24 protein-coding genes, 1 tRNA gene and 1 pseudogene are annotated in these 24,929 nt (G+C 61.4%); 14 read left to right on the plus strand and 12 right to left on the minus strand.

The window, feature by feature from the left end; genetic code table 11:
• Nucleotides 1-3 precede the first annotated feature (3 nt).
• Nucleotides 4-351: a 50S ribosomal protein P1 gene (gene rpl12p / locus BDK61_RS11745; protein ID WP_004591725.1), complete on the plus strand. Its 348-nt coding sequence runs from the start codon at nucleotides 4-6 to the stop codon at nucleotides 349-351.
• Between the two features lie 179 nt (nucleotides 352-530).
• Here the strand turns inward: rpl12p and BDK61_RS23850 are convergent, their stop codons facing one another.
• The 3 genes from BDK61_RS23850 to BDK61_RS11755 all read right to left on the minus strand — a co-directional run bounded on the left by BDK61_RS23850 (nucleotide 531) and on the right by BDK61_RS11755 (nucleotide 4,692).
• Nucleotides 531-1,628: a hypothetical protein gene (locus BDK61_RS23850; RefSeq protein ID WP_244209774.1), complete on the minus strand. Its 1,098-nt coding sequence runs from the start codon at nucleotides 1,626-1,628 to the stop codon at nucleotides 531-533.
• Complete coding sequence (locus BDK61_RS11750) at nucleotides 1,610-4,315, minus strand: DUF7289 family protein (protein WP_244209776.1); 2,706 nt, start codon at nucleotides 4,313-4,315, stop codon at nucleotides 1,610-1,612. The genes BDK61_RS23850 and BDK61_RS11750 overlap by 19 nt, the downstream gene beginning before the upstream one ends.
• Before the next feature lie 305 nt (nucleotides 4,316-4,620).
• Nucleotides 4,621-4,692 (minus strand) — tRNA-Ala (locus tag BDK61_RS11755).
• Between the two features lie 210 nt (nucleotides 4,693-4,902).
• Between BDK61_RS11755 and BDK61_RS11760 the strand changes: the two genes are divergently transcribed.
• Genes BDK61_RS11760 through BDK61_RS11780 form a run of 5 tightly spaced genes read left to right on the plus strand, consistent with a single transcriptional unit; the run spans nucleotide 4,903 to nucleotide 8,234 of the window.
• A complete protein-coding gene (locus BDK61_RS11760) occupies nucleotides 4,903-5,508 on the plus strand; it encodes a DUF7287 family protein (protein ID WP_121303305.1) in 606 nt (201 codons plus the stop codon).
• A 1-nt stretch (nucleotide 5,509) separates the two neighbouring features.
• A complete protein-coding gene (locus BDK61_RS11765) occupies nucleotides 5,510-6,097 on the plus strand; it encodes a DUF7288 family protein (protein ID WP_121303306.1) in 588 nt (195 codons plus the stop codon).
• Complete coding sequence (locus tag BDK61_RS11770; protein ID WP_121303307.1) at nucleotides 6,085-7,065, plus strand: DUF7261 family protein; 981 nt, start codon at nucleotides 6,085-6,087, stop codon at nucleotides 7,063-7,065. Before BDK61_RS11765 ends, BDK61_RS11770 begins: the two co-directional genes overlap by 13 nt.
• Complete coding sequence (locus BDK61_RS11775) at nucleotides 7,055-7,498, plus strand: DUF7266 family protein (protein WP_007187785.1); 444 nt, start codon at nucleotides 7,055-7,057, stop codon at nucleotides 7,496-7,498. Before BDK61_RS11770 ends, BDK61_RS11775 begins: the two co-directional genes overlap by 11 nt.
• Nucleotides 7,491-8,234: a DUF7289 family protein gene (locus BDK61_RS11780; protein ID WP_121303308.1), complete on the plus strand. Its 744-nt coding sequence runs from the start codon at nucleotides 7,491-7,493 to the stop codon at nucleotides 8,232-8,234. Before BDK61_RS11775 ends, BDK61_RS11780 begins: the two co-directional genes overlap by 8 nt.
• A 6-nt stretch (nucleotides 8,235-8,240) precedes the next feature.
• Here BDK61_RS11780 and BDK61_RS11785 read toward each other — a convergent pair.
• Nucleotides 8,241-9,965: pseudogene (locus BDK61_RS11785) on the minus strand (polymer-forming cytoskeletal protein).
• A 147-nt stretch (nucleotides 9,966-10,112) separates the two neighbouring features.
• On the minus strand, nucleotides 10,113-11,879 hold the full coding sequence (locus BDK61_RS11790) for a DUF7289 family protein (protein WP_241432601.1): 1,767 nt from the start codon (nucleotides 11,877-11,879) through the stop codon (nucleotides 10,113-10,115).
• Between the two features lie 296 nt (nucleotides 11,880-12,175).
• Here BDK61_RS11790 and BDK61_RS11795 point away from each other — a divergent pair, with 296 nt between their 5' ends.
• From BDK61_RS11795 to BDK61_RS11810, 4 genes are read left to right on the plus strand one after another with little or no spacing between them, the layout of a single operon-like run.
• Complete coding sequence (locus BDK61_RS11795; RefSeq protein WP_004957060.1) at nucleotides 12,176-12,646, plus strand: 30S ribosomal protein S15; 471 nt, start codon at nucleotides 12,176-12,178, stop codon at nucleotides 12,644-12,646.
• Nucleotides 12,647-13,756, plus strand: a complete 1,110-nt coding sequence (locus BDK61_RS11800; RefSeq protein WP_121303309.1) for a hypothetical protein — start codon at nucleotides 12,647-12,649, stop codon at nucleotides 13,754-13,756. It abuts the gene before it with no gap.
• The gene (locus BDK61_RS11805; protein ID WP_004518217.1) at nucleotides 13,753-13,983 is read left to right on the plus strand and encodes a KEOPS complex subunit Pcc1; all 231 of its coding nucleotides are present in this window, start codon (nucleotides 13,753-13,755) and stop codon (nucleotides 13,981-13,983) included. Before BDK61_RS11800 ends, BDK61_RS11805 begins: the two co-directional genes overlap by 4 nt.
• On the plus strand, nucleotides 13,976-14,617 hold the full coding sequence (locus BDK61_RS11810) for a 30S ribosomal protein S3ae (protein ID WP_004957064.1): 642 nt from the start codon (nucleotides 13,976-13,978) through the stop codon (nucleotides 14,615-14,617). Before BDK61_RS11805 ends, BDK61_RS11810 begins: the two co-directional genes overlap by 8 nt.
• A gap of 193 nt (nucleotides 14,618-14,810) precedes the next feature.
• On the opposite strand, the gene BDK61_RS11815 is transcribed toward BDK61_RS11810, so the two are convergent.
• The 3 genes from BDK61_RS11815 to BDK61_RS11825 form a co-directional block, all read right to left on the minus strand.
• On the minus strand, nucleotides 14,811-15,251 hold the full coding sequence (locus tag BDK61_RS11815; protein ID WP_121303310.1) for a plastocyanin/azurin family copper-binding protein: 441 nt from the start codon (nucleotides 15,249-15,251) through the stop codon (nucleotides 14,811-14,813).
• An 89-nt stretch (nucleotides 15,252-15,340) separates the two neighbouring features.
• Nucleotides 15,341-16,486 (minus strand): 5-(carboxyamino)imidazole ribonucleotide synthase, encoded by a 1,146-nt coding sequence (locus tag BDK61_RS11820; protein ID WP_121303311.1) that lies wholly within the window; start codon nucleotides 16,484-16,486, stop codon nucleotides 15,341-15,343.
• Between the two features lie 25 nt (nucleotides 16,487-16,511).
• A complete protein-coding gene (locus BDK61_RS11825) occupies nucleotides 16,512-18,485 on the minus strand; it encodes a flippase activity-associated protein Agl23 (RefSeq protein WP_121303312.1) in 1,974 nt (657 codons plus the stop codon).
• 151 nt (nucleotides 18,486-18,636) lie between these two features.
• On the opposite strand from BDK61_RS11825, the gene ribH reads away from it, so the two are divergent.
• A complete protein-coding gene (gene ribH / locus BDK61_RS11830; RefSeq protein ID WP_121303313.1) occupies nucleotides 18,637-19,050 on the plus strand; it encodes a 6,7-dimethyl-8-ribityllumazine synthase in 414 nt (137 codons plus the stop codon).
• Nucleotides 19,047-20,207, plus strand: coding sequence for a pyridoxal phosphate-dependent aminotransferase (locus BDK61_RS11835; protein ID WP_121303314.1), 1,161 nt, complete (start codon nucleotides 19,047-19,049; stop codon nucleotides 20,205-20,207). The genes ribH and BDK61_RS11835 overlap by 4 nt, the downstream gene beginning before the upstream one ends.
• Before the next feature lie 95 nt (nucleotides 20,208-20,302).
• Here BDK61_RS11835 and BDK61_RS11840 read toward each other — a convergent pair whose 3' ends face one another.
• A complete protein-coding gene (locus BDK61_RS11840; RefSeq protein ID WP_121303933.1) occupies nucleotides 20,303-20,569 on the minus strand; it encodes an ATP synthase subunit C in 267 nt (88 codons plus the stop codon).
• A 221-nt stretch (nucleotides 20,570-20,790) separates the two neighbouring features.
• On the opposite strand from BDK61_RS11840, the gene BDK61_RS11845 reads away from it, so the two are divergent.
• Nucleotides 20,791-21,225: a hypothetical protein gene (locus tag BDK61_RS11845; RefSeq protein ID WP_121303315.1), complete on the plus strand. Its 435-nt coding sequence runs from the start codon at nucleotides 20,791-20,793 to the stop codon at nucleotides 21,223-21,225.
• Nucleotides 21,226-21,261: 36 nt separating this feature from the next.
• Here BDK61_RS11845 and BDK61_RS11850 read toward each other — a convergent pair whose 3' ends face one another.
• From BDK61_RS11850 to BDK61_RS11860, 3 genes are read right to left on the minus strand one after another with little or no spacing between them, the layout of a single operon-like run.
• Nucleotides 21,262-21,927, minus strand: coding sequence for a cupin domain-containing protein (locus BDK61_RS11850; protein WP_007190806.1), 666 nt, complete (start codon nucleotides 21,925-21,927; stop codon nucleotides 21,262-21,264).
• Nucleotides 21,928-21,966: 39 nt separating this feature from the next.
• Nucleotides 21,967-22,395: an adenylyltransferase/cytidyltransferase family protein gene (locus BDK61_RS11855; protein WP_004957086.1), complete on the minus strand. Its 429-nt coding sequence runs from the start codon at nucleotides 22,393-22,395 to the stop codon at nucleotides 21,967-21,969.
• On the minus strand, nucleotides 22,392-22,889 hold the full coding sequence (locus BDK61_RS11860) for a Mov34/MPN/PAD-1 family protein (protein WP_004957088.1): 498 nt from the start codon (nucleotides 22,887-22,889) through the stop codon (nucleotides 22,392-22,394). The genes BDK61_RS11855 and BDK61_RS11860 overlap by 4 nt, the downstream gene beginning before the upstream one ends.
• A 94-nt stretch (nucleotides 22,890-22,983) precedes the next feature.
• On the opposite strand from BDK61_RS11860, the gene BDK61_RS11865 reads away from it, so the two are divergent.
• Nucleotides 22,984-24,897 carry a DHH family phosphoesterase gene (locus BDK61_RS11865; RefSeq protein ID WP_121303316.1) on the plus strand — a complete coding sequence of 638 codons (1,914 nt, stop codon included), beginning with the start codon at nucleotides 22,984-22,986 and terminating at the stop codon, nucleotides 24,895-24,897.
• Nucleotides 24,898-24,929 lie beyond the last annotated feature (32 nt).

Raw genomic sequence — 24,929 nt, forward strand, 5'->3', positions numbered from 1 at the left:
ACAATGGAATACGTATACGCTGCACTCATCCTGAACGAATCGGGCGAAGAGATCAACGAAGACAACCTCACCGACGTGCTCGACGCCGCAGGCGTCGACGTCGAGGAGTCCCGTGTCAAGGCCCTCGTCGCCGCCCTCGAGGACGTCGACATCGAAGAGGCCGTCGACCAGGCCGCTGCGGCACCGGTGCCGGCAAGCGGTGGCGCGGCCGCACCCGCAGAGGGTGACGCCGACGAGGCCGACGAGGCCGACGAGGAAGCCGAAGAAGAGGCTGCCGACGACGGCGGCGACGACGATGACGACGAAGACGACGAGGCAAGCGGTGAGGGCCTCGGCGAACTCTTCGGCTAACTCGGTTCAACACAGCTCAGTTTTTCTTTACGTGCGCTCGACCGGTGAGAGGAGTCAATACTGACCCCGCCGATAGCCGTGTTTCTATATACGATTATGCTGAGCCACGTCCAGACATGTAATCTAGACTGTACCGCTGACACAGAAGCCGTTCTCAAAAAAGCGGGTCTGCTGTGGCCTTAACTACCGATTGTAATCGTATCGGAGTCAATCGAGATGGGTGAGTCGTTCGTGGTTGCGCCACTCTCGTCGACTTCCTTCAGGTAGATTTCTCCCGTCGCAGTATCGTCAATTGACCCGCTGGCCGTGTCGTTGTACACTGTGACCTCGTACGTGTAGTATCCGGGGTCGAGGTCGGTGTCGTAGCCAGCCCACGCCGGGTACTTGTCGACATCTCGCAGGTCGCCGCTACCGACTGTGACATTTGTAGAGCCTGTGAACACGGCCGACCCGTCGCTCTTGTTCGTAATAGTGAGGTTCACTTCACGCTCGCTGCCGACCGTACCATTATTAAACACTTCGACGGTCATCCGCTGTGCACCGCCACGGCGTTCGATGAGTGTTGAAGTGTCGTATTTTTCTGCGCCGATATTGATTCCCTGCGTGTCGTTCACCACGACATTTGACCGGCCGACGAAGAACGACTGCTTTGCTGACGTCCCGTTCCGCGTCTGCACGTAGTACGTGTAGTTGCCGCGGTCGGTCGGCATGCTGAGGTTTACTTGCTCTGTCTCCCCGTTTGTGAGCCCCGAGGTTGTCGTAGAGTCAGCCTCTGTGAACGTCGAACTCGCGTCGTCGGTGTTCTTTGTGTAGAGCGCAACTTCGGCAATTCCGTCCTCATCGCCGACATTTGTGATGTTAATCGTAGCGTTGGCAGACCCATCACTGTCGATCGCACCCGAGGCTCTGACCGAATCGACCTGCATGAACTGCTCGTCCAGTTCGCCGACGTAGATATTTCCGCCCCACCGCTTGCGTTCGTCAGACAGGGAGATATTGTACAGATACAACTGTTCCGTCGGCTTGCTACCGGTCCCGAAGACGAAGGTGAACTGTTTTGTCTCGTTTGGCTCAATTTCTTTTGTCTCCGTACCGGCTGCGCTCCCGTCAAAGGTACTTGTGAGCGTCGCGTTACCGGACCTGCCACCCACGTTCTTGACGGTCGCCGTCACGTGTGCATTCGTCTCGTCAACACGAGCAGGAGCGTCAACGTCGATAACCCTGAACGCTGGCTTTGAGAGAGACTCCTCGATAGAGTTCACTCTGAACAGTGCCATTGCGTCGTTGTAGTCCGGGTCATCACTGCTGTATGCGTTTTCAGGGCTTGCATCCCTCTCTGAGAGTTCATAAAGAAAAACCAGTTCACCGTCAGCAAGAGAGAGAGAGTTGCGTTGTCGCTGCCTGTATTGTTGAGTCGCTCTTCGCCGAGCATATCCTCAAGCCTGCGCTGTGCACTGCTTGCCTGCCCGTATCCAGGTGTTTTATCACCACTACGCAAAATGTCTACGTTCTGGTTATTCTCAGGGTTATCAACTGAAATACGAACCTCGTCATGGTCCACGCATCGTTCTGTATCGTACTCATTTCCGTCTATCTCAAACGTCACATCAGTCGATGTGTACTCATCACACCAATAGGACGTGGCGAATAACGAGAAGGTCGTATTCTTTTCGAAGGTTCTTGTGTACTCATATGGATGATCATCACCGGTAACAAGCCGCTCTTCTGCATACGGGCCGTTCACATCACCGTCCTCGAAGTCGTTGCCTACATCGCGCCATAACGGGATTTCGTACTCGGACTGATTCCGGACCTCCAGAGCCATCTCTACACGAGTATGAGAAATAGTATCAACAGTATTGCTTTCCAGTTCAGCCCCTTTGAGCACTATTGATCCGTTTATTCTCCTGTTAGTTGTTACTTCTGACCCATCGCGTTTAATTACTGGATTCAATTGAACATTCAACATCCGCCAAGCGGTCTGGTTCTCGGTCATAAAGTTCAGGCGATAGAGCCCCTCTTCAGATGGAACGGTAAACGTCTGCGTGACCGTCTCATCTTTACCCGGGTCAAGCTGCACCTCAGATGATTTGTCAGCACCCCAGTCTCTGCTAATGTGAAGCATCTGGGTATCCGTCGTTCCACCGGTGTTGCTAACAGTGAAGCTAACCGTCGTCTTGTTCTCCGGTCTGACTGGATTATTGACGCTGACACTGGTGACATCAAACACTGGTGGGGCCGATGCGCCAACAGTGAACGTCCCGTTGACGGCGTCATTCGGTGTCTCTACGAGATAGGTATAATTGCTGTACGAAGGCGCAGTGAGTGAGCCACTGGTGAGGGTTATTGTCTCTTCCTCTGCCCCGTTCCTGGTTCCATTGAGCGTGAAGTCCCTGCTTTTTGAGTCTATTTCAGCCCCCGACTCGTCCTTGATATGTATCGTGACGGAGCCGGTGCTGCGAATGTCCCCGGTGTTTTTGATTGTCGCCCCAATAGTTGCCGTCTCACCACTCTCTACCCCGCCGGGGGGTGAAACTGACGTAACTTCAAAGACACCGGAATCGCCAACAATGAAATAGCTCCCGTCATCCTTGGGCTGTGAGTATGTATCATCCTCTGTCTCGACCTCCAGATCGTATGTGCCATTCTCGTTGGTCGGCATCGACGGGCCGAAGTCGACGGTCCGGCTCTGTCCCGGATCGACTATTAGGTTCCGTGTCGCGTTCACAGAACCGTTCACCAGAAACAGGACCTCTTGATCCGCGGTCATTTCCCCGTTGTTCGTGACCGTGACTGTCGCCGACGGGACCTGATTCAGCCGCGCCGTCGCTGGCATCGAACTGCCTGTGATATCCAACGACGGCGTACCGGGAACAGTCGTATACACGATTCTCTCAAAGGCAGTATCGTGGTCTGATTCGACGGTGAAGTTGTGTGGTTTCGCGACTGCGATGTCGACCGTGCCACTCACAGTGATAGATTCCCCGCCGCCGAGCGTGACCGTCTCTGTCGCCTCGCTCGGCGCCCCCGAACGATTGTGTTTCAATGTGATGGTCTGAGTGTCTTTCAGCCCGCCAGTGTTGGTGACCATCGCTGAGACGGTTGCCTGGCCGGGATTCGAAGGGTCTGACTGCACGGTAATGTTATCGACTGCGAACTTCGAATCGGACACGTCACCGAGCGCAAAGCGTACATGAATCGTTTCACCCGGCTCAGCCGAGGCCGGTGTCACAGTGACGTACTGGTCATCGTAGGTGCTCCGTGCCCAATCCGCCCACGCGCGGGCATAGCTACTGTTTTTGATCGTCAGTGTCGCGTTGGCGACCTGCGACGGGGGACACTCATAACTGGGTGACGAAAATGAGCCGGTTCGAGCGTCCTCGTAGGACACATCAGTGAACAGGGCCATCTGTAGTGCCGCCTCGTGTGGCCGCTCGGCCGTCGCGTTCGACCGAATTGCAACCGAATTTCCTCCGATCTGCTGTCCGGAGATATTTGCGAATGAGACCGACAGCGCCCCTTGGTCGTAGTTCACTGCTGGGGGCGACGACATCGTCGCGCCCGACTCGGTCATCCGCCACACACCCCCTCCCTGATAGCCGACCTGTTGGCCGTTCTCTTGATATCGAATCGTCTGTAACGAACGGTTCCCGGTCGAACAGGCCGAGCGGCCGTTCAACGTCAGATTGTATGTCGCATCGTCTGTAACAGTGATATCAGATCGAACCCGGTCTGGTATCTCGACTGACTCATTGGTATCTGACCGCTGGAAGCTCTGATCAACCGACAGCAGCACCTCCTCAGCGAGCTCAACATTCGCGTCGTCGTTGATATCTCCGATCGTCTGTTGCCCCACTTGAACGATCAGTATCGCGCCGATGATGACAGCACTTGCCAACAACACCACACCCAGAACGTGTGATACACCCCGGTCTCCAGCCCCCCAGCTGCCCCACTCGAACATATTCAATTACATACCAACTATTGCACATAAGTGTACTGTTTCACACTATCTCGACAAAACAGCGACATAAGTTGGCGACGTTGAGGTATAGGTACTCAGTTATGAAACACTATTACACTCAGTGGCCGTAGCTGATATCCCGCATTCTATTTCGTATGTGAGGCGCTGGTGACCTCATAATAAAAACTGAATCCGGAATTATATAACCAAGCCAGAACTGACACAGTACGGAATGTCCACTCCAGACGGGAAAACCAGAGCTATTAGTTGGATCCACGTATCCATCTACGACGGTAAAATTAGGATGGACTCGCCGGGATTTGAACCCGGGGCCTCTCCCATGCCAAGGGAGTGATCTACCCCTGATCTACGAGCCCTTGCGTGCATTGCTTATTTTCCGATGGGATTGCTTAAACCCATCGAAGCACAGGGACATAGAGAACCGGACCCACGATCTTGTTTAGACCAGCATTGCATCGACCTTGCAGGGTGTGTAGAAATCCGGTAATTGGAGTTCCAGTACGGCCACAATGGTTATAACGCCTGATACCATCCCTACAGTAATCTCAGTTTAGTGAATCAGGCTTATGAACCGTAGGAGAAATGAGACGCAGTCTACCAACCGGCGTGCCAGCCGGTCACTCTGGATCGAAAAGCACCGGCGTGGGCAGACGACACTGGACTTCGCCATCGGCATGAGCCTATTTCTAAGCGTCCTGATATTCATTTTCTTGTTCATTCCGGGGCTATTATCGCCGTTTTCTGCGGGGGTGCAGGAAGAGACGGTCACGACCGACAGAGTGGCCGATGGACTCACAATGGGGATGCTTGGGTCGCCACAACAGCCGTACGTTCTGGAGGAACACTGTACACAGGAGTTCTTCGCTGGGAACGCACCACCGTCAGGATGTGGCTACAACTCCGGTGGGAGTGCAGAGGAACGGGTCGGGCTCAACCCGGCTCGGGAGAACGTGAACGTCACAATCCGGGGGAACGCGACGGCAACAGCAGCCGCCGATGAAACGCTCTGCTGGGATGGAGGAAGCGAGGAACTCGTTGAAGCCGGGGCCGGCTGTGGGACGATACTCACGATCGGTGGGAATCCACCGACAAACAACGACGCGTCGGTCACTGCGTTGCGGGTGGTCTCGCTGAACGGGCAGGATGTCACAGTTCGCGTGGTGATGTGGTAGTATGCGTGCGCAGGCGCACACGCTCGAAGCGATTGTCAGCGGAATGCTGTTACTGGCAAGTCTGGTGTTCGCGCTACAGATGACAGCAGTGACGCCGCTGTCCGCGAGCACGTCAAGTCAACACATCGAGAACCAGCAGCAGGCAATCGGCCACGGGGTCCTCGCCTCCGCGGCGGCAGAGGGCGCACTGAAACCGGCTGTGCTCTACTGGGACAACAGCACGGCGCAGTTCCACAACACAGCCGGTGGTCGGGAGTACTACACGAACGGGCCCCCGGACAACCGGTTCGGGGAGTTGCTAGAGCGTGCGTTCGACCAGCGGGGAATCGCCTACAACGTCTATCTCAGGTTCCAGAACACGCAGGGAAGAACTGTGACGACCCGCTACGTCTACAGCGGTGAACCAAGCGACAACGCAGTGCGTGCCAGCCACACAATTACGCTCATGGACGACGACCACTTGCGAGACGCGGACGGGACTCGCAACAGCACGCGGCTCGGTGGCCCAGCGACCGATTATACGGTTTCGGACACCGGAAAGAACGTCTACAACACGGTCAGCGTGGAGGTGGTCGCGTGGCGCATCTGAACGACGACAAACGCGGACAAATAATCCTTATCGCCGCGTTAGCGCTGGCGGTGACGTTCATCGGTCTTGCGCTGGTCGTCAACTCCGCGATTTACACGCAGAACCTCGCGAGCCGGGGTGAGGTTGCCGGGAGCAACGACGCGCTGGAGATGCGAGCGATGGTGGAGGCAAACATCGGGCAGGGTATTGTCGCGGCTAACAGGTACAACTACTCGACCCAGTCGGCGCTCGAAACTAGTGTACGCGAGAGCGTACGGACCACAAGTACGCAGACGGAGCGGCAGCGGGTCACGAGCGGGACACTGGTAAACGTCACACTCGCCGGCTCGCCGACCTACGGCACGCGAATTGCTCAGACCAACACGTCACTGTTCGAATCCGGCGAGGCGACGCCGAGCGCCAATTGGATGGTCAGAGAGCGGGTCACGCGCCCGGGCGACGGAACGAACGCGACCAGACGGTTCGTCATCAACGCGACGCAACTCCCCAGTTCAGGGAGCGAGTTCGTCGTCACAACGAACGGCACCGGTGGTAACCCGAAATGGATGATGCGCATCTGGGGCGACGTCGGCCCCAGCGGGACGGTCAACGTGGAAGTCGACACACCGAGCGGCACACAGACGTGTGCTGTCCCTATCGAGGAACCGTACGCCCATATCGACGTGACCGGCGGCACGGTGCAGGGCGAGCCGTGTCTCGCGCTTCAGGGCGGGAGCTTCGACGGGCGATTCGCCCATGGCGTCGGCGACGAGTACAACATCACCTACGAGTCGGGCGACCAGATCAAGGGGAACTACTCGATGGTCGTCCGCGATAGTACGCCAGCAAACACGCTCGATACAGCGCCCGCGTCGCCGTTCAGCACGACCGCGGTCTACAACGCGACCGTCCGCTATCGCTACGACACGTCGAACTTACGGTACGAGGCAAAGATACGGGTGGCCCCGGGTGAGCCAGATGCGTCGTAACCGCGCCGTCTCGACGACGCTAAGCTACACGCTGAGTCTGGCCATCGCCTCTATTTTGGTATCCGGACTCCTCATTGCTGGCGGCAATTTCGTCGAAAGCCGGCAGGAGCAGGTCATCAGGGACGAACTCGAAGTCATCGGACAGCAAGTGGCCTCTGACATCGCTCGTGTTGATCGGCTGGTGGTCGCTGCCGACGACGACCCGACTGTGAATCTAGATCACACGTTCCCAGCGCGGGTGAGTGGGACCGGCTACCGAGTCTCGATTGACCCCGCTGCCGATGAACTCACGCTCGAATCGACCGCTCCGGAGGTGTCGGTGACTGTGTCGCTCACAACCCGGACAGCCCTAGGGGACTCCACCGCCGGCGGCGGTGTGATAACTGTGTTCTACGACGAATCAAGCGATCAACTGGAGGTCCGAGATGGCTGACCGCGCGGTAAGTGAGGTGCTGAGCTTTGCTCTAGTGTTCAGTCTCATTGTGGCGTCGATAATACTCGTTTCAGTAAGCGGCCTGGGGGCGTTACAGAACGCTCGGGACGCGGAGCAGATGGAGAACGCTGAGCGGGCATTCGATGTGCTCTCGGACAACATCGCGGACCTCCACAAACAGGGGGCACCGAGTCGTGCGACCGAAGTCAGCCTCGGGGAGGCATCGCTCAGGACGGGCGAAAACACGACGATATCGGTACATGTCCACGACGGAACTGCGCCCAAAGATGTCGGGACCTGGGAGATACGACCGATTATCTACGCCGGCAATCAGGAGCGCGAGCTCGTATACGAGGCTGGGGCAGTGTATCGGACGAACCGGGACGGTGGCGTGCAAAAACGGACGCCGCCGATACTCGTCTCAGATGACCGTGTTCTCATCACGGTGGTCGGCACGACCGCCAGTGACCAGCAGAGCCTGGGCGGGTCGACAGTGCTTGTCCGGACAAACCACCGGAGCAGCAACGTCTCGTTCGCCGATACCGACGGCAACATCGAACACGTCAACATCAGTGTCGACTCGGCCCCACAGCGTGAGGCACTCTGGCAGTCCTACTTCGAGAGCGAAGGGTTCAGTTGCGCGGCCAACGGCTGGTGTAACTTCACGTCGTCCTCCGGCGATATCCAGCGGACGTACGTGGTCTATCACGACATCGCAGTCGAGATTGACCAGTGACCAGCCCTACCCGCTGGTCACGTTGATCCGGTTCTTCGAGACGTGGAGGTACGTCAGCCGGATGATGTTCGTGTTTTTCGGGACGGCTCGCTCGTTTCTGAGCGCTCGGTCATAATGGACCAGCCCGCCGTTGTCTACCGTAACTGACCCGGCGACGAGGCCGCCGTACAGCTCCGCCTTTTTGACCGAGACACTGCTTGCACCGACGCCGCCAGCGGGTGCGTAAATCACGCCCTCAAACTGCGGCGTATCAGTGTCTCCCTCGATGAAGGCGTCAAAGTCCGACCGGCCGTACATCCAGAACTGCTTGGAGTTGTTGGCGTTATCGATGTCGACGTCCCCGGTGCGATAGATGTGGAAGTGGTGGCCGCTGGGGGACATTGCTTCGCCTTTGACGTAGAGACGGACCTTTCCGCCACCGTTGACCTTGATCCGCCCGTTGTTCTCGATGTAGACGTAGTCCCGGACAGCGATAGTCACGTCGTCACCACCTGTGTTAATCGTCAGCGTCTCGCCGCTCAGCGTCAGGTCTTCGAGGTAGTATGTGCCCGCGTCCAGCGTCTGGTCACCAGCGGCAAGCTGGTTCCCCGAAATGCTGCCGGTCGCGCCGTTGGCATTGGTATCGCTTGCGTTGGCGACTCGCCGGTTCACCAAGCCATCGATAGCGCCAGCTCCCTCGACACCCGAAATCTGTCTGACATTGCCGTTAACAGTGCCCTTGATATGCTTCGTGGTCGAGTATTCCACGTCACGGGTGACGACACCGCTTCCTTTGACCTCGACCCGGTCTCCGGACCGAACAGCGCCATCCACCTCGCTGTTCCCTTTCACGTACACGTCACCGGCTGTGGTGATTGTTCCGAACGACCCCCGTGAGGTCGAATAATCGCCGACAGACGAATTGTAGCTATCCGTTCAAGCGGGGTCGGTACCACTGCCGGAGAGCGCAATCTGTCCGCCAGCGGACGTGGCCGCGACGGCGCTCGTCACTTCTCGCGGCCCCGTTGGCACGACAAGCGTCGTGGTCACGCTGTCGTTTTCGTGGTCGTAGTACGCATCGCCATCGGTCCGCTCTTCGAAGTAGCGTCCCCAGGACCGGTAGTAGTCGCTCCTGACGGTGATGTTGACCGTTCCCGTATCCAGCGGATTGATGTTCCCAGCCGCCTGGTCAGGATACACCTGCGTCGTGCTGCCCTTCGAAATACTCGCCCGTGAGCCAAGTGATCGGTCACCGCGGACGGTGATGAGCGGGAGTGTCAGCGTCGCGTCGCGGTAGTAGAACTCCGGCGGTGAAACCATGACACTGCCACCAGCGGAGCGCCGCCATACCCCACCGCCCTGATAGGCTATCTTCTGATTCCCGTTTTCGTAGACGACCGCGCCGAGTCGCTCATACATCAATGTGGTTGTCGTCGAGGGCGAGGCCGAGTGGTTGGTGATGTTGACGGTCATCCGACCCGCGGTGTCGTCGATTCGGTACGTCGATTTGTCCGTCCCGACGAGTGATACCCGCTGGCTGTCGGCGTTCCCAAGCGCCACCAGCGCCGCCTGAGAGTCCAGCTGGGTCATCCCAGTCTCCGCCCGGGAGACATCGAGCCCGGCCTCAGTATCGACCAGCGCCGTCGCTCCCAGGCTGACAACGACACCGGACCCGACGATGACGAGACTGAGGACCAGTAGAAGCCCAAGCGGGGCCGATTGTGCGCGTTGCTGACCCCTGGGAACGTTCATCATCCGACAGTGGTTATCATGGTTGATAAGATTGCTGGCCGGTCGCGGAACAGTCGCTACTAGCGGCGGTCTATGGCAGACGCAGCGAAAACCGACCGACGCCAAGCGCTACTACTTCTGATAGCAATGGCGTGGGCGTGTCAGCTGTCAGTTGGACGTGATATTGACGTCGTTCGTCGAGATGTGGAGGTAGGTGATCGCAACCACGCTTGTGTCTTTGGGAATTGTGCGCTCCTGTTTGAGCGCCCGGTCAAAGTGGACTCTGCCACCTTTTTCGAGTTCGACTTGGCTGGTGACCGCACCGCCGTAGAGTTCGCTCTTCCAGATCTCGAACGTACTCGTACCGGTCTTTCCCCCCGGCGCATAGATGACGCCGGTGACTCTAGACTTATCTGATCCCTTCTTTTCCATCCGGGCTTGGAGGGTGTCTTTGCCGTAGATCCACACCTGTGTTGACCGCTCACTGACGGCACCGGTTGTCCTGATCTCGCTCGCCCGTGTGAAGAAGTGATAGCCGTCAGCACTCCCGCCCGACGCAGGCGATGTGCCGTTTATGTATATTTTCACCTGGTTCGGGCCGGACACCGTGATGTCGTTCCTGGTGTTGAGGCTCACGTAATTCTCGACGCCAATGATTACGTCTCCGCCTGTCGTGTCGAACTCAACATCGTCGCTCAAGTCGATTCTGTCGACGTGATAGCGGCCCGCAGACAGCGTCGTCGTCCCCTCTGTCCCGTCGATAACGCCGTCGTCGGCTATCGTTCCACCGTTATCGTTCGACGACGAGAGTCCGTCGACCTGTGTGTCGACATACGAGTTGATATTGGTAGTGTCGCCAAACGAACTGATCTGTTCGTCGGAGCAGGAACCCGAACACGCTCCGTGTTTGTCGTCGAACGTGTCCGCCCATTCTACCCGGTCGCCGTTGAACGTCATCGAGTTACTACTGAATTCGACGCGACCGCCCGAGGTGATGTTTCCGTTCAGTTCCGCACTCCCGGTGACGGTGATATCGCCTGCCGTCGTGAGATTGCCGCTATCACCGGCCTCGGAGGCGTCGTAGCCGTCCCCGTCCGCCGAAGTATAGCTGTCGGTAAATGCATCGTTCCCGCTCAGTTTGATCGAACCGGCGTCGCTCGTCGCGGCGACGGCGCTCCGCACCGTTCGCGGCCCTGCAGGGACCTTGAGAATAATCGAAACCCGATTCCTATCGGGGTGGTACGTCACGTCACCGTCCGTTCGCTCCTCGAAGTACCCTCCCCATGCGCGGTAGTACTCGCTCTGGACAGTAACGTTGACTTTCCCATCTTCAAGCGGGTTCGTGAAATTCGCGTTGCGCGTGCTGTTCGGAAAGTGCGACGTTGTCTGGTTGTGAGAGATCGACGCACTGTCTCTGATTGCCCCGGACCCACTCACCGTTACGAGCGGCAGCGTTAGCGTCGCATCCCGGTAGTGGAACTCGGGTGGGGACACCATCACCGATGTTCCGTCGCCGTTAGTCCGCCAGACGCCGCCCCCCTGATACGCGAGTCGCGTCTCATCGCTGCCGTGATACGCCACCTCACCCATCGATTCGTTGAATACGGTCGTCCGACTCCCGGACGTTGTATTCTGATAGGAGACGTTCATCCACCCGGCATCCTCGTCGATTTGATAGGTGCTTGAACTGCTCGCGGGAAGGGAAACCTGTTGTACGTCCGTCTGTCCCAGTGCCACGAGCGCGGTTTTGGAGTTGAGTTCCGTCAACGACTTTTCGGTTCGTTCCACATCGAGTTGCGTCTGCGTGGTCGTGATTGCGTCAGCACCCAGTGCGACGACCGCTGTCGTCGATACAATCATCACCGCAAAAACTAGCGCCAGTCCGAGCGGAGCACTTTGCCCACGGTTTCCGAGGCCCCACCCAGCGCTACCCATATTACACAGACGTACTCCGGCAAACAATTTAAAACAGTCGGGCACGTTATCAATTGTAATACTGCGAAGAAGGTTCTCTGTGGTATGGATTCGTGGACGGTGTCGTCGTTTCGAGACTCGGCTGGGAAGCGGAACGGTTTAGTCGCGCCCTCTCAGACAGGAAGATGGGAACAGCACGACCGCAAATCTGACTCGCTGTGGACTTTCACAGCTCGGGATTGCGGCCGTGTTCGGCACTGTACAGTGCCAATACGCCTCGTAACGAGAGCGGTTCGTGCGGTTCCAACCAGATTACAATGGCACGAATGCATACACGCCGTCGCGGTTCGTCCGACTCGGACAAACCGGCGGCAGACGAACCCCCGGAGTGGAGCGACGTTGACGAGGACGCCATCGAAGCGCGCGTCGTCGAACTGGCCGAACAGGGCCACTCGCCCAGCGAGATCGGCCTGAAGCTGCGCGACGAGGGCGTTCAGGGCACGCCGATCCCTGACGTCTCGCTCGCGACCGGCAAGAAAGTCACTGAGATCCTCGAGGAAAACGAAGCCGAACCGGACCTGCCAGAAGACCTTCGGAACCTGCTCGAACGGGCCGTCCGCCTTCGCGACCACATGGACGAGAACCCCGGTGACTACCAGAACAAGCGTGCGCTCCAGAACACGCAGTCGAAGATCCGACGCCTCATCGACTACTACCGCGGTGACGAGGTCGACGAGGACTTCACCTACAGCTACGACAACGCCGTCGAGGCGCTGGGTCTCGAATAGATGTCGGCGACCGGTCGGGAACCGACACCAGCCACGTCGCCCGGTGACCTCGCCGGGTCGCTGCGGGAGGCCGCCTTTGTGCGCCTCGTCAGCGACGCGACCGGCGAGGCGCTGGCCGCGACCGGCCTGCTGGCGCGGGCACTAGGCGACACGCCGTTCCAGGCGAGCGTCGTCCGCCCGTTCGAGGACCCCGACCGGACCACTGAGACCGACATCACCATCGCAATCGGTCGCACGCAGCCGACCGCCGACGTAACGTTGACCGACCGCGCCGCCGCGACTGCCTTCGAGACCGCCCGCGAACTCGGTACGGCCGACCCCGCGCTCGCCCTAGCCGGCACGATTGCCGCCGGGGACGTTGACGGGACCGTCGCCGAAGCCGCCGAGCAGGCGGGGCTCGACCAGCGGCCCGGCGTCGCAGTGCCGGGTACAGACCTCGCGGACGGGCTGGCCCACTCGACGCTGTTCGTCGCGCCCTTCTCGGGCGACGCCGACGCAGCGCGGGCCACACTGGCGGAACTCGACATCTCGCCCGACGGACCTCCGTCGGCCGACGACCACCGACGCCTCGCGTCGCTGGTCGCGCTGACAGTAACCACGGACGCGCCGCCCCGGGCCGCCGACGCGGTCCAGCGCGCACTCCGTCCGACAGCAGGCGGCCCCTTCGAGACTGTCGGTGGCTACGCCGACGTGCTCGACGCCGTCGCCCGCGAACAGCCGGGCACCGCCGTCGCACTCGCACTCGGTCACGAGGCCGTCAGCGAGGACGCGCTGGCCACCTGGCGCAGTCACGCCACACGCGCCCACGACGCAGTGTCCGAAGCGACCACAGGCCGGTACGACGGCCTGTTCGTCGCTCGCGGCGACGCGATGCCGACCGGCACTGTCGCCCGCCTATTCGCAGACTACCGCGCGCCGGAACCGGTGACACTCGTTGTCACCGACGACCGGGCCGCAGCCCGCGCCACGGACGGCCGGGACGTGGCCGAAACGATGCACGCAGCCGCCGAAACAGTCGGCGGCGACGCCGTTGGAACGGGCGACCGGGCACGCGCCCGGTTCGACGTTTCGACGGCCGACTTCATCGAAGCGTTCCGGGAGGCAGTATGAGACGGGCCGAGATTCGGACGACACACGACTCGCCCGAACGCGTCGCACGCGCGGTGCGGCCGGACAACACCGATGAAATGACCACGCGTGTCGAGGGTGATGCCGTGGTCACAACTGTCGAGCGTGATTCGACCGGCGGCCTGCAGGCGACCGTCGACGACTACGTCGTCAACATCCGGGTTGCAGCACAGCTCGCAGACCAACACACACAATCCAACCATGAGTGAACGAAGCGTTTCCAAGCGCACAGAACAGAAACGGTGGTACACCGTGCAGGCTCCCGAGCAGTTCGACCGGGAGGTTCTCGGTAAGACACCGGCAGAGGAACCGGACAAGGTGCTCGGACGCACCATCGAAACAACGCTCGGCGAACTGACCAACGACGCCAGCGAGAACAACACGAAGCTGACCTTCAAGATCAACGAGGTCGCCTCGGACTCAGCGTACACGGAGTTCATCCGCCACGAACTCACACGGGACTATCTCCGCTCGCTCGTCCGCCGGGGCTCCTCGAAGGTTGAGGCCTACATCACCGTGCTGACCACGGACGACTACCGCGTCCAGATTCAGCCGGTCGCCGTGACGACCAAGAAGGCCGACGCCTCTCAGGAGAAGGCCATCCGCCGAACGATGATCGACCTCGTTCGCGAGACGGCCGAAGACCACACCTTCGAACAGCTCATCGACAGTGTCGTCGAAGGGCGCCTCTCCTCGGCTATCTACGGCGAGGCCAAGGACATCTACCCGCTCCGACGCGTCGAGATCAAGAAGACCACGCTCGAAGCGCGGCCCGAAGAAGTCGCCGCCGAAGAAGAGACGGCCGTCGACGTGGACGAAGAAGACGTCGACGTCGAAGCCTAACACGTTCAAGCACCGACGTTCGATTTTTCCGCCGTAGTGAGAGACCCTCTAACAGCGACGCGGCAGACGCGAGTCTCTACTGTGACGTATACTGTCACACGACGGCGATAAGCTAGCAACCGAGAACGCAAAACAGCGTGTGAACGGCTCGCTCAGCGCGGACGAGGATGCTGCGAGAAAAGTGATGACGTGGCTACTCGCCGCTCGCCGTATCGGGGTTTTCGGTTACGACGACAGTCCCGACCATCCCGGCTCGTTCGTGTGGGATGCAGAAGTAGGCATACTCGCCGACTGTCTCGAAAGTGTGGGTGAAATCGTCACCCTCGTACATCGTCCCGCCAGAGGAGTTCCCCCAGTTGTCACGGGCCGCCTGCTCGGTGTCGAAGCCGCCGGAGGCGAAGTAATCGGCCTCGTCGGGGATATCGTCCTCGTAGGCCGTGACCGAATGGCCCTGCTTGCTCGTGTTGAGCCACCGCACGGTTGTCCCCGGTTCGACGGTAATCTGTACCGGGCGAAACGCCTTCGCAGACATCCCCACGTCGTAGTCGGTGTCAGCGCTCCCACCGCCGAGACAACCGGCGAGCCCTGCGACTGCCGCCGGGCCGGCCGCACGGAGAAACTGCCGTCGGTCCATACGCCGACTCGGGACTGCAGAGCCAAAGACCGCTCGGTTCCGGACCGTGGTCAGTCTCTAGATCCCACTCACGACGCAGTCGGTGGCGGTCACTCGAAGGTCAGCCCGTCACGGAGGTCGCGGGCGTCGGCGAGCAGGCCGTCGCGGTCGTCGTCGGTCAGCGTCACGTGCCCCATCTTCCGGAGGCCGTACACTTCGAGCTTGCCGTACCAGTGCAGGTGTGCCCGCGGCGTCCCAAGCACACTGTCCTCGCCCCGTAGCTCCGCCGGCTGGCGCTCTGAGACATCCCCGAGGATGTTGGTCGACACAGTGGGGAACCGCTGGTCGGTCGACCCCAGCGGCTGGCCGGTGACAGCGCGGAGGTGTTGCTCAAACTGCGAGGTGTGACACCCTTCGATAGTCCAGTGGCCGGAGTTGTGCGGGCGCGGCGCGATCTCGTTGAGAAGGATCTCGCCGTCGGTCGTCTCGAACAGTTCGATGCCGAACACGCCGCGACCCTCCATCACGTCGAACACGTCGTGCGCGACATCTCGGGCGCGTTCGCGGACGGCTCGTGACGCTCTGGCCGGCGCGACGGACTCCCGGAGGATTTCCTCACGGTGAATCGTCTCGGTGACCGGGAACGTGTCTCGCTCGTCTGCACCGCGACAGCCCATGACCGCCAGTTCCCGCTCGAAATCGACCATCGCCTCGACCATCGCGGGGCCGGCGATCTCGTCGAAAGCGTCCGCAACGTCCTCTGGGCCCTCAACACGGATGTTCCCGCGGCCATCGTAGCCGCCGGTTCGGGCCTTGAGCATTGCGGGGTAGCCCAGTTCCTCGCAGGCCTCACGGAGGTCATCGGCGGTGTCAACGGCGCGGAACTCGGGGACCGGAACGCCAGCGTCCGACAGCCGGCGCTTCTGGACGAGCTTGTCCTGAATCGTTCGGAGCGTTTCGGGAGCGGGATGTACCGGCGTCCCTGTCTCTTCAGCGACCCGTTCAAGCACGTCCGGGTCGGCCAGTTCGATCTCGAAGGTGAGGTAGTCGGCGCGCTCGGCGAGTTCCCGCAGGGTTGCCGCCTCGTCGAAGTCCCCGACAATCTGGTCGCGGACGACCGGCGCGGCCGGGCAATCCGGCGTCGGGTCGGTCACGAGCAGTTCGAGGCCGAGCGGCGCAGCCGCCTCGCCCAGCATCCGGCCGAGTTGGCCACCGCCGACCACGCCGACGGTCGGCCCTGGTGACGTGAGCGTCATACCGCGCGCTTTCACAGCAGCAGGGTTAACCGTTCGGTTCTCGGCCGTAGGACTCGTGGACCCACACCGTCATGTCGTTCGAGCCGTATTTCGTTCGCATCCGGTGGGTTCTGGGCACGTATCCGGCGGCTTCGAGCTGTTCGGCAGGGACCGTGCTGTCAATCTGCTGGGTGATGACTATCGGTGGCTGGTCCGCCTGCGCCTGCTCGGCGAGCCTGTCGGACCGGTTCTCACAGGAAACGTTCACGTCCTCGGCCGCGTAGTACCACGGCAGCGGCAGTGAATTGTGCCATTGCAAGCAGGTCGGTCTGGTGTTCCACCACGAGTCGTTCCACTGACCGCGGTCTTCTTTGACGTACGCGTCATCGGCGTCGTAGGCGTCGCCGCGCTCTCCGTGATACATGACGACATCGGTGCCGTTTCCGTTGGCCGTCGCGATTCGGTCCATCTCCGCCAGGTCCGTCCGGAGCGACTCCTGTGGCTGGGCGTACTGGACCAGCGGGTTCCCCTCCAGATGCTCGTTGGTGTACACCCGCGTTGCGGTCGTGTTGACGACGAGTGCAGTAACGAGCAGGACGATGGCAGCGGCGATGGCAGCGCCGGTCACGTCGTCGGTCGACAGCGATTCGTTCCCCCACCGGATCACAGCAGCGAGTCCGACGGCGGCCGGAATCGACAGCGGGACCACGACGTGGACGGCGAGCCACGGCGCGCCGATGTCGGTCCCGATGGGGTAGCCCAGAATCGAGACGTAGCCGCCGTAGGCCGCGAACGGGACGAGGTGGCGCGGCTCGACGGTTCCGAGCCGGTCCAGTGCGTACCCGAACGCCGAGAACAGGACCAGCGGGGCGGCGGTGTAGCCCAGCGCTTTCAGCAGCACCTCGTAGTGGCCGTCGACGCTCTCGTAGAACGTTTCGATAGAGTCGACTAGGCCCGTTTCAGTGGTCGTGGCTTTCTCCGAGGCCGGCGAGAACCACTCGCTGTACTGGCCGACGACGCGCTCCCATGTGGTCTGGACGAGTTCCGGGAACAGCGATGGGTTCGTCACGCCGGACCAGAAGTTCACGTCGCCACTCGCGACCGGTGCCGGCGGGTGTTCGATGCCCGCGACACCGGCCCCCCGCGGGGCGTAGAAGAACAACGAGACGAAGCCGAACACCAGCGCGGCAAGGACGATGTGGCTCGCGTACGCTGCGAGGACGGAGGCGGCGCTGTCATGGCGGTTGCGGAACGAGCGAACGATGTTGACAACGAGCCCTACATCCGCCCGGGCCCGGCCCGACAGCCGGCCCCAGATTGCACCGAGGCTCGGGACGGTCCGGAGGAAGCCGACGGCGTCGCGGTAGCCGTTCGGGAGGACGAGCATCTTCGCCAGCAGAAGGCCGGTCGCGCCGAGCCACGTTAGCACGTAGACGATGGCGTTCTCCTTCGAGGCGAACCCGAGCGCCATGAACGCGGCGACGCCGTAGAGATACCGCGCCTTCCGAGTGTCAACGAACCGGACGAGCAGGCCGAAGGCGGTGAACATGAACGCCGCGACCAGCACGTCGCTGCGCATGAACCGCGAGAAGTACAACAGCACCGGATTGAGTGCGAGAAACACAGCCATGAGAACAGTCTCGTCGGACCGGAGGTGCTTGCGAAAGAGCAGCGCTGTCAGCGGGAGCAGGCCGCCGACAATCGCGACCGGGAGCCGCATCGTGAAGTCGGTCGGCGCAGCGACGGTGAACATCCAGCTATCGACGTGTTGAATGAACGGGCCGTGGATGATGTAGCGATACGCGAACGACCCAGAATCGCGGAGATGCAGCGCCCAGTAGGCCACGCGGCCCTCGTCGAAGTGGGCGACGCGGCTCCCGAGCGCCGCGATTCTGAGGACGAGTCCGAGAAGCGTCACGGCGACGACGAGCTTCACGGCGGCGCGGGGGTCGTCCGCGAACCAGGACCGGCTCCGGTCCCGGAAATCGTGGAGGGCAGACAGCAGGGACGACTCAGCCATATCTGGCTCAAGCACATGGGGCATTAGAATCCTTCTGGTTTCTATAACAGGATTTTAAGCTACTCGCCCGTCGCCGATATCGACGTAACGACCTGTGGCCGTGCAAGCACGGAACGGTAGTTCTTTAGTCGCCCCTGCCCGGGTGTCAGGTATGGTGCAGCTCGGGCTGGTTGTCGCCCAGTATGATAAACACGGGGCCGTTATCGAGGAGATGGAGCACGGGGCTTACGAGGCCGCTGCCGACAATGACGCCGAGATTGTCGCGTCGATTGATGTCCCGGGGTCCTACGATACGCCGCTGGCCGCCGACCGGCTCGCGCGCCGGTCGGACATCGACGCCGTGGCCGTCCTCGGCGCAATCATCAGCGGCGACACCGACCACGACCAGATCATCGGCAACGCCGCCGCGCAGGGGCTGACCGACGTCTCCCTCGACCGAGACACCCCCGTCACGCTGGGCATCATCGGCCCGGGCATGAGCCAGGACGAGGCCGAGGTCCGAACCGACAAGGGGGACTCAGCCGTCCGGAGCGCAATCGAACTCGCCACTGAACTCGAACAATGACTATGGACTTTGCATCCCGCGTCGAACGTGTAGAACCGAGCGCGACCCTCGCAATCAGCAACAAGGCCGCAGAGCTGGAAGCCGAGGGGAAAGACGTCGTCGACCTGAGCGTCGGCGAACCCGACTTCGACACGCCAGAGAACATCAAAGACGCCGCCAAGGACGCACTTGACGCCGGCCACACCGGCTACACGTCCTCCAACGGCATCCCCGAACTGAAGGAGGCAATCGCCGACAGTCTCCACGATGACGGTCTCACTCAGTACGGCCCGGACAACCTCATCGTCACGCCGGGCGGTAAGCAGGCGCTGTACGAGATCTTCCAGACCATCATCGATGACGGCGACGAGGTCGCCCTGCTCGACCCGGCCTGGGTGTCCTACGAAGCGATGGCGAAACTCGCCGGCGGGACGCTGACCCGTGTCGACACTGCCACCCACGACTTCCAGCTTGAAGGCGCGCTCGACGACCTCGCTGACGCCGTATCCGACGAGACGGAACTGCTTGTCGTCAACTCGCCGGGCAACCCCCACGGCGCGGTGTACTCCCGCGATGCGCTGGAGGGCGTCCGTGACCTCGCTGTCGAGCACGACATCACGGTCATCTCGGACGAGATCTACAAGGAGATCACCTACGACGGCGTCGAAGCCGTCTCGCTGGGCACGCTTGAAGGCATGGAAGACCGAACAATCACCCTCAACGGCTTCTCGAAGGCCTACTCGATGACCGGCTGGCGGCTGGGTTACTTCGCGGCCCCGGAAGAACTGGTCTCACAGGCCGGCAAGGTCCACTCTCACTCCGTCTCCTGTGCCGTGAACTTCGTCCAGCACGCCGGCGTCGAGGCCATCACGAACACCGACGACGCCGTCGAGGAGATGCGTCAGGCCTTTGCCGAGCGCCGCGAGTTCCTCATGGGCCTGTTCGAAGACCACGGCGTCCACGTCCCCGAGCCACAGGGCGCGTTCTACATGATGCCCGAAATCGCGCCGGATGGTGACGATACCGAATGGTGTGATCAGGCTATCTCCGAGGCACAGGTCGCGACCGTCCCCGGAACCGCGTTCGGGACGCCCGGCTACGCTCGTATCTCTTACGCCAACAGCAAGGAGCGACTGCAAGAAGCCGTCGACCGCCTCGCCGAGGCGGACCTGATCTAAGCGCCTCGCTGCGGCTCACTCTCTTCGACACTCGGTAGCGCAGCCGTCTGGACCGCAACAAAAGAGTGGACAGGCCGCGGAGACGGCTACTTCTGCTACGTTACGACGAACACTGTCACCAGCGTGAGGATGACGAGGGTCTCGGGCAGGACTGTGAGAATGAGGCCTCGACCGAACATATCGGGGTCCTCGGCGATGGCCCCGACCGCCGCCGCACCGATACCACGCTCGGCGAACCCGGATCCCAGCGCCGCTAACCCGACGGCGAGGGCTGCGAGTCCCCCCGCGAGATAGCTGGCCGCCTCGGCGGAGATCGCTGGACCGCCGGTCTGTAACACGACCGCGCTTGCGGTTCCTGACATGGCAGTTTTCCATTCGGCGGCGAGGGCAATCACCGGACCGATGACTTCCACCCCCCGGTATTCATGCTTGTGTTTTACCATGCTCGCTGGCGGATGAATACGAATGTACAGTTTTCTGGTGGGAATCCACTTGATTTCTGAACAGCGATGGCGTTCGAACCAGACGCTGTTTCGAGCAGTTGCCGGCGAACTATTTTGCTCCAACCGCTGGAACAGTCGGTATGCGTACCCGGAGAATGGTGCTCGTCCTCTCGGCCGGAACGCTTTGCCTGGCCGGCTGTGGGTCCCCTGGCGACGGCTCGAACGGCGGTCTCGCCGTCGAGACCGCAGATGCGTCCGTCGCGCCCGGTGAGACATCACGGATCGAAGTGCAGGCCTCGTCAGTTGGCGTCCTGACCTGGCAACTGGCCGAGATTCCCGAGCGCTGGCAGGTGACACACAAGGGATTCAAGCCGGAGCCGACCGCCGTTCGGGAGTCGTATCCACCTGAGCTAGTCTGGGACCCTGTTGTTGATTCGGTTACCGGTACCCTGGCTGTGGCCGTCCCAAACGACGCGTCACCCGGCGAGTACGCGCTGGCGGTTGAGGCCGGCACGGATGCCTTTGACGAACGGGTGGTCTCGGAAGCAACGGTCACCGTCGAGGGGGCAGCGTGATGGCGAACAACCCCGCCGTTCACCGCAGGGAGGCTGTCATAGGTCAGGCTGTTCGACGTGGCGCTCCCAGAAGGCCGGCTGCGTGTACTTCGCGTAGGCACCCTGATAGCCAGCGAGTTCTGCGACCGGCGTGAGGAGCCGTGACAGCGGTTCGAGCCGTTCCTGTCTCGTGAAGACTGTGTTGCCGTCGAGACGGTCCGCGACGAGGGCCTGCTGGAGCGGGTTCTCGGGGTTTCCATCGTCGTCGTGGGCCAGACCGCCGAGTGTCGGGAGTACTTGCCGGAGTCGACCCGGCGAGTAGATGTTCGTGATGACGATGGCTCGCTTGTCGGTGTCGTTCCGGAAGGTGTGCGTGACGCCTGTCTCGACGGTGGCCGTTTCGCCCGCCGTCACCTCGTGGTCCGTGCCATCAAGCATCATCGTCAGCGAGCCCCGTTCGACTTCGAAGCGTTCCGGGCTCTGCTCGTGATAGTGTTCGGGTGGCCCGCCGTAGCCGGGTCCGAAGACGCTGAGCGTCCGGATGGTGTCGCCCGATCCCTCCAGCGGGATGCCCCACACAGGTCGGGTCGGATGTGACGTGACAGGGCCGGTTCGCTCCCGAACTCGGTCGGCGAACTGGCTATCGGGGTCCAGTTCGAACCCGGTTCCCGGAACGGGGTCGCCGTTGGCGTCAAGCGTCCGGCCTGTCGTGACGGTTGACATAGCCACTAGTTGGCCTGCGACCTCGAAAGTGTTGTCTTCTCAGCTCCGTTCGTCGAGAATCCGGTCGATAATCCGGCCAGTCGACAGGACCCGGTCAGCCGCCTCAGTTTCCAGCGGACTGGCCCGACAGATATCACAGTCGATACCCCGGGCGGACAGCGCCGCTTCGAGTTGCTCGTCGTCGTGGTGCTGGTCGTAGCCCAGTGCGATGATGTCCGGTTCGATGCGCTCGATCGGGATGAAGATATCTTCGGAGTGGCCGAGATGTGCTTCGTCAACCGGCTTGAGCGCCCCGACCATCTCCCGGCGTTGCTCGTCCGGGACGACAGGCGGCTCCTTGTGCGTGACGTTGACCGAGCGGGCCACGATGACGTGGAGTTCATCACCCATGTCGGCGGCGTCCTGCAGGTAGTGGACGTGGCCCGGGTGCAGAATGTCGAATGTTCCCTGTGCGACGACGCGGGTCACTGATCGAACTCCTCCTCGCGTAGCTCGGCGTCGATGTCAGCCTGGTCGAAATCGAAAAAAGACTCTTCGGGCGGCTCTACGTCGAGCACCGGCAGTTCGACTTCTGTTCCGTCGCTGTCGAACGCCTTCCAGTCATCGTGGCCATACGGGTAGCCGACGATGATATGGACGTCGCCGCGACCAAACGTCGCGAGGTCGGCGTCGCTGGGTTTGAGGACACCGTTCGGGTGCGAGTGAATTGACCCTGCTGCTCGCATATCATTCGGCACCATGCTCGTCTTGACGGTCGCACTGACCGGGTTCGACTCTGTCCCCGGGATAACGAGAACGTCGGTCAGAACTGTCCCATCTTCGTCGAGCCCGAGCTTGCTGGCGTCATCGCCCCGGAGGAAGCCCATATACTCGTTAGGATGGGCCTCTTCGGAGGCAGCGAGCGCGAACTCGAGTGCGGACTCCGCGATCCCGAGTATCCCGCTCGTTCGAAACAACCCCATACCACGCAGTCAGGTCGGACGCTTTTTACGCGTTGTGTTCGTCCCTCCGCGGATTCCGAAGAGTACAAACGGGGGAGCACCGAAGGATTGACAAATGTCTTCGCCAACTGGCACCGGTGACGGTGCGACGGTCCCCGACGGCGGGACCATCGTCTACGATCTCGCGGACCAATGTACGTCCGATGATCTCGAAGAAGGCGCACTGTACCACGCAACTGTCAACGGCACCGTCGAATACGGCGTATTCGTCGACCTTTCCGACGCTGTTTCCGGGCTCGTCCACGACTCTAATCTCTTGGGCCAGTACGACGTGGGTGACGATCTTATTGTCGAACTCGGCGAGATCCGTCCCGACGGCGACCTGAGCTTCGAGGAAGTACGGGTTGCTGACTACGAGGAACAGCGTGTTGCCCACGGCAACGCGACCACCGTCGCTGACCTCGACGACGCGACCGGTGAGACGGTCATCATCGAGGGACAGGTCGTCCAGATCAAACAGACCGGCGGTCCCACAGTGTTCCAAGTCCGTGACGAAACCGGTATCGTCCCATGTGCTGCCTTCGAGGAGGCCGGTGTCCGGGCGCACCCCGACGTCGAAATCGACGATATCGTCCGCGTCTCCGGGCGCGCAGAGGAGCGCGACGACGGCCTGCAGGTCGAGGCCGAATCGCTGACCGTGCTCGACGGCGAAGAAGCCGCCGCCGTCGAGAGCGACCTCGACGCCGCACTGGCCGAGGCCGCCGAACCAGCCGATGTCGAACCACTGGTCGAATGGCCTGCTTTCGAGAAGCTGTGGGACGACCTCCGGGAAGTCGCGACGGAACTCCGCAGGACAGTGCTTTCGGGCCGTCCGATCCGGATGCGTCACCACGCCGACGGTGACGGGCTCTGTGCGAGCGTCCCGCTGCAGGTCGCACTGGAATCGTTCATTGCCTCCCAGTACGAGGACGCCAGCGCGCCCCAGCACCTCCTCAAACGCCTCCCGAGCAAGGCCCCCTACTACGAGATGGAGGACGTAACGCGGGACCTCAACTTCGCGCTGGAGGACCGCACCCGTCACGGGCAGAAGCTCCCGATGCTGCTGATGCTCGACAACGGCTCCACCGAAGAGGACACGCCGGCCTATCGAAACCTTCGACACTACGACATCCCGGTGGTCGTCGTCGACCACCACCACCCGGACCCCGAGGCCGTCGAGCCGCTCATCGAGCAGCACGTCAACCCCTACCTCCACGACGAGGACTACCGCATCACCACGGGGATGCTGTGTGTCGAGCTCGCCCGGATGATCGACCCCGACCTCACCGAGGACCTCCAGCACGTTCCCGCGGTCGCGGGCCTGTCTGACCGCTCCGAGGCTGAGGCGATGCGGGACTACATCGGCCTCGCAAGCGAGAAGGGCTACGACGAGAACGATCTGCGCGACATCGGCGAAGCCCTCGACTACGCGACCCACTGGCTGCGCTACAACTCCGGCGAAGAGCTGATCACTGACGTGCTGAACGTCGACTGTGACGACCGAGACCGCCACGGCGAAGTCGTCGAATTCCTCTCCGAACGCGCCGAACGCGATGTTGAGGACCAGCTCGATGCCGCCATGAGTCACGTCGACCACGAACGGCTCGACAACGGCGCACACCTCTACACCATCGACGTGGAGAACCACGCCCATCGCTTTACTTACCCTGCGCCGGGCAAAACGACCGGCGAAATCCACGACCGGAAGGTCGCCGAGACCGGTGACCCCGTCATCACCATCGGCTACGGCCCGGACTTCGCCGTCCTGCGCTCGGACGGTGTCCGTCTGGACATCCCGCGGATGGTAACCGAGCTCAGCGAGGAGGTCGACGGTGGCGGCGTCTCCGGTGGTGGCCACCTCGTCGTCGGCTCCATCAAGTTCGTCAAGGGCCGCCGCGAGTCAGTCATCGACGCCCTCGTCGAGAAGATGGCCGAAGCCGAAATCGACGAGGAGCTCGGAAGTTCGACGGCGCTGCCGGAAGAAGTGTAGGCCGTCGCCCCCGTTGCGCAGGCTGACCGCGA

The organism is Haloarcula quadrata, from assembly GCF_003634715.1.
GTDB lineage: Archaea > Halobacteriota > Halobacteria > Halobacteriales > Haloarculaceae > Haloarcula > Haloarcula marismortui.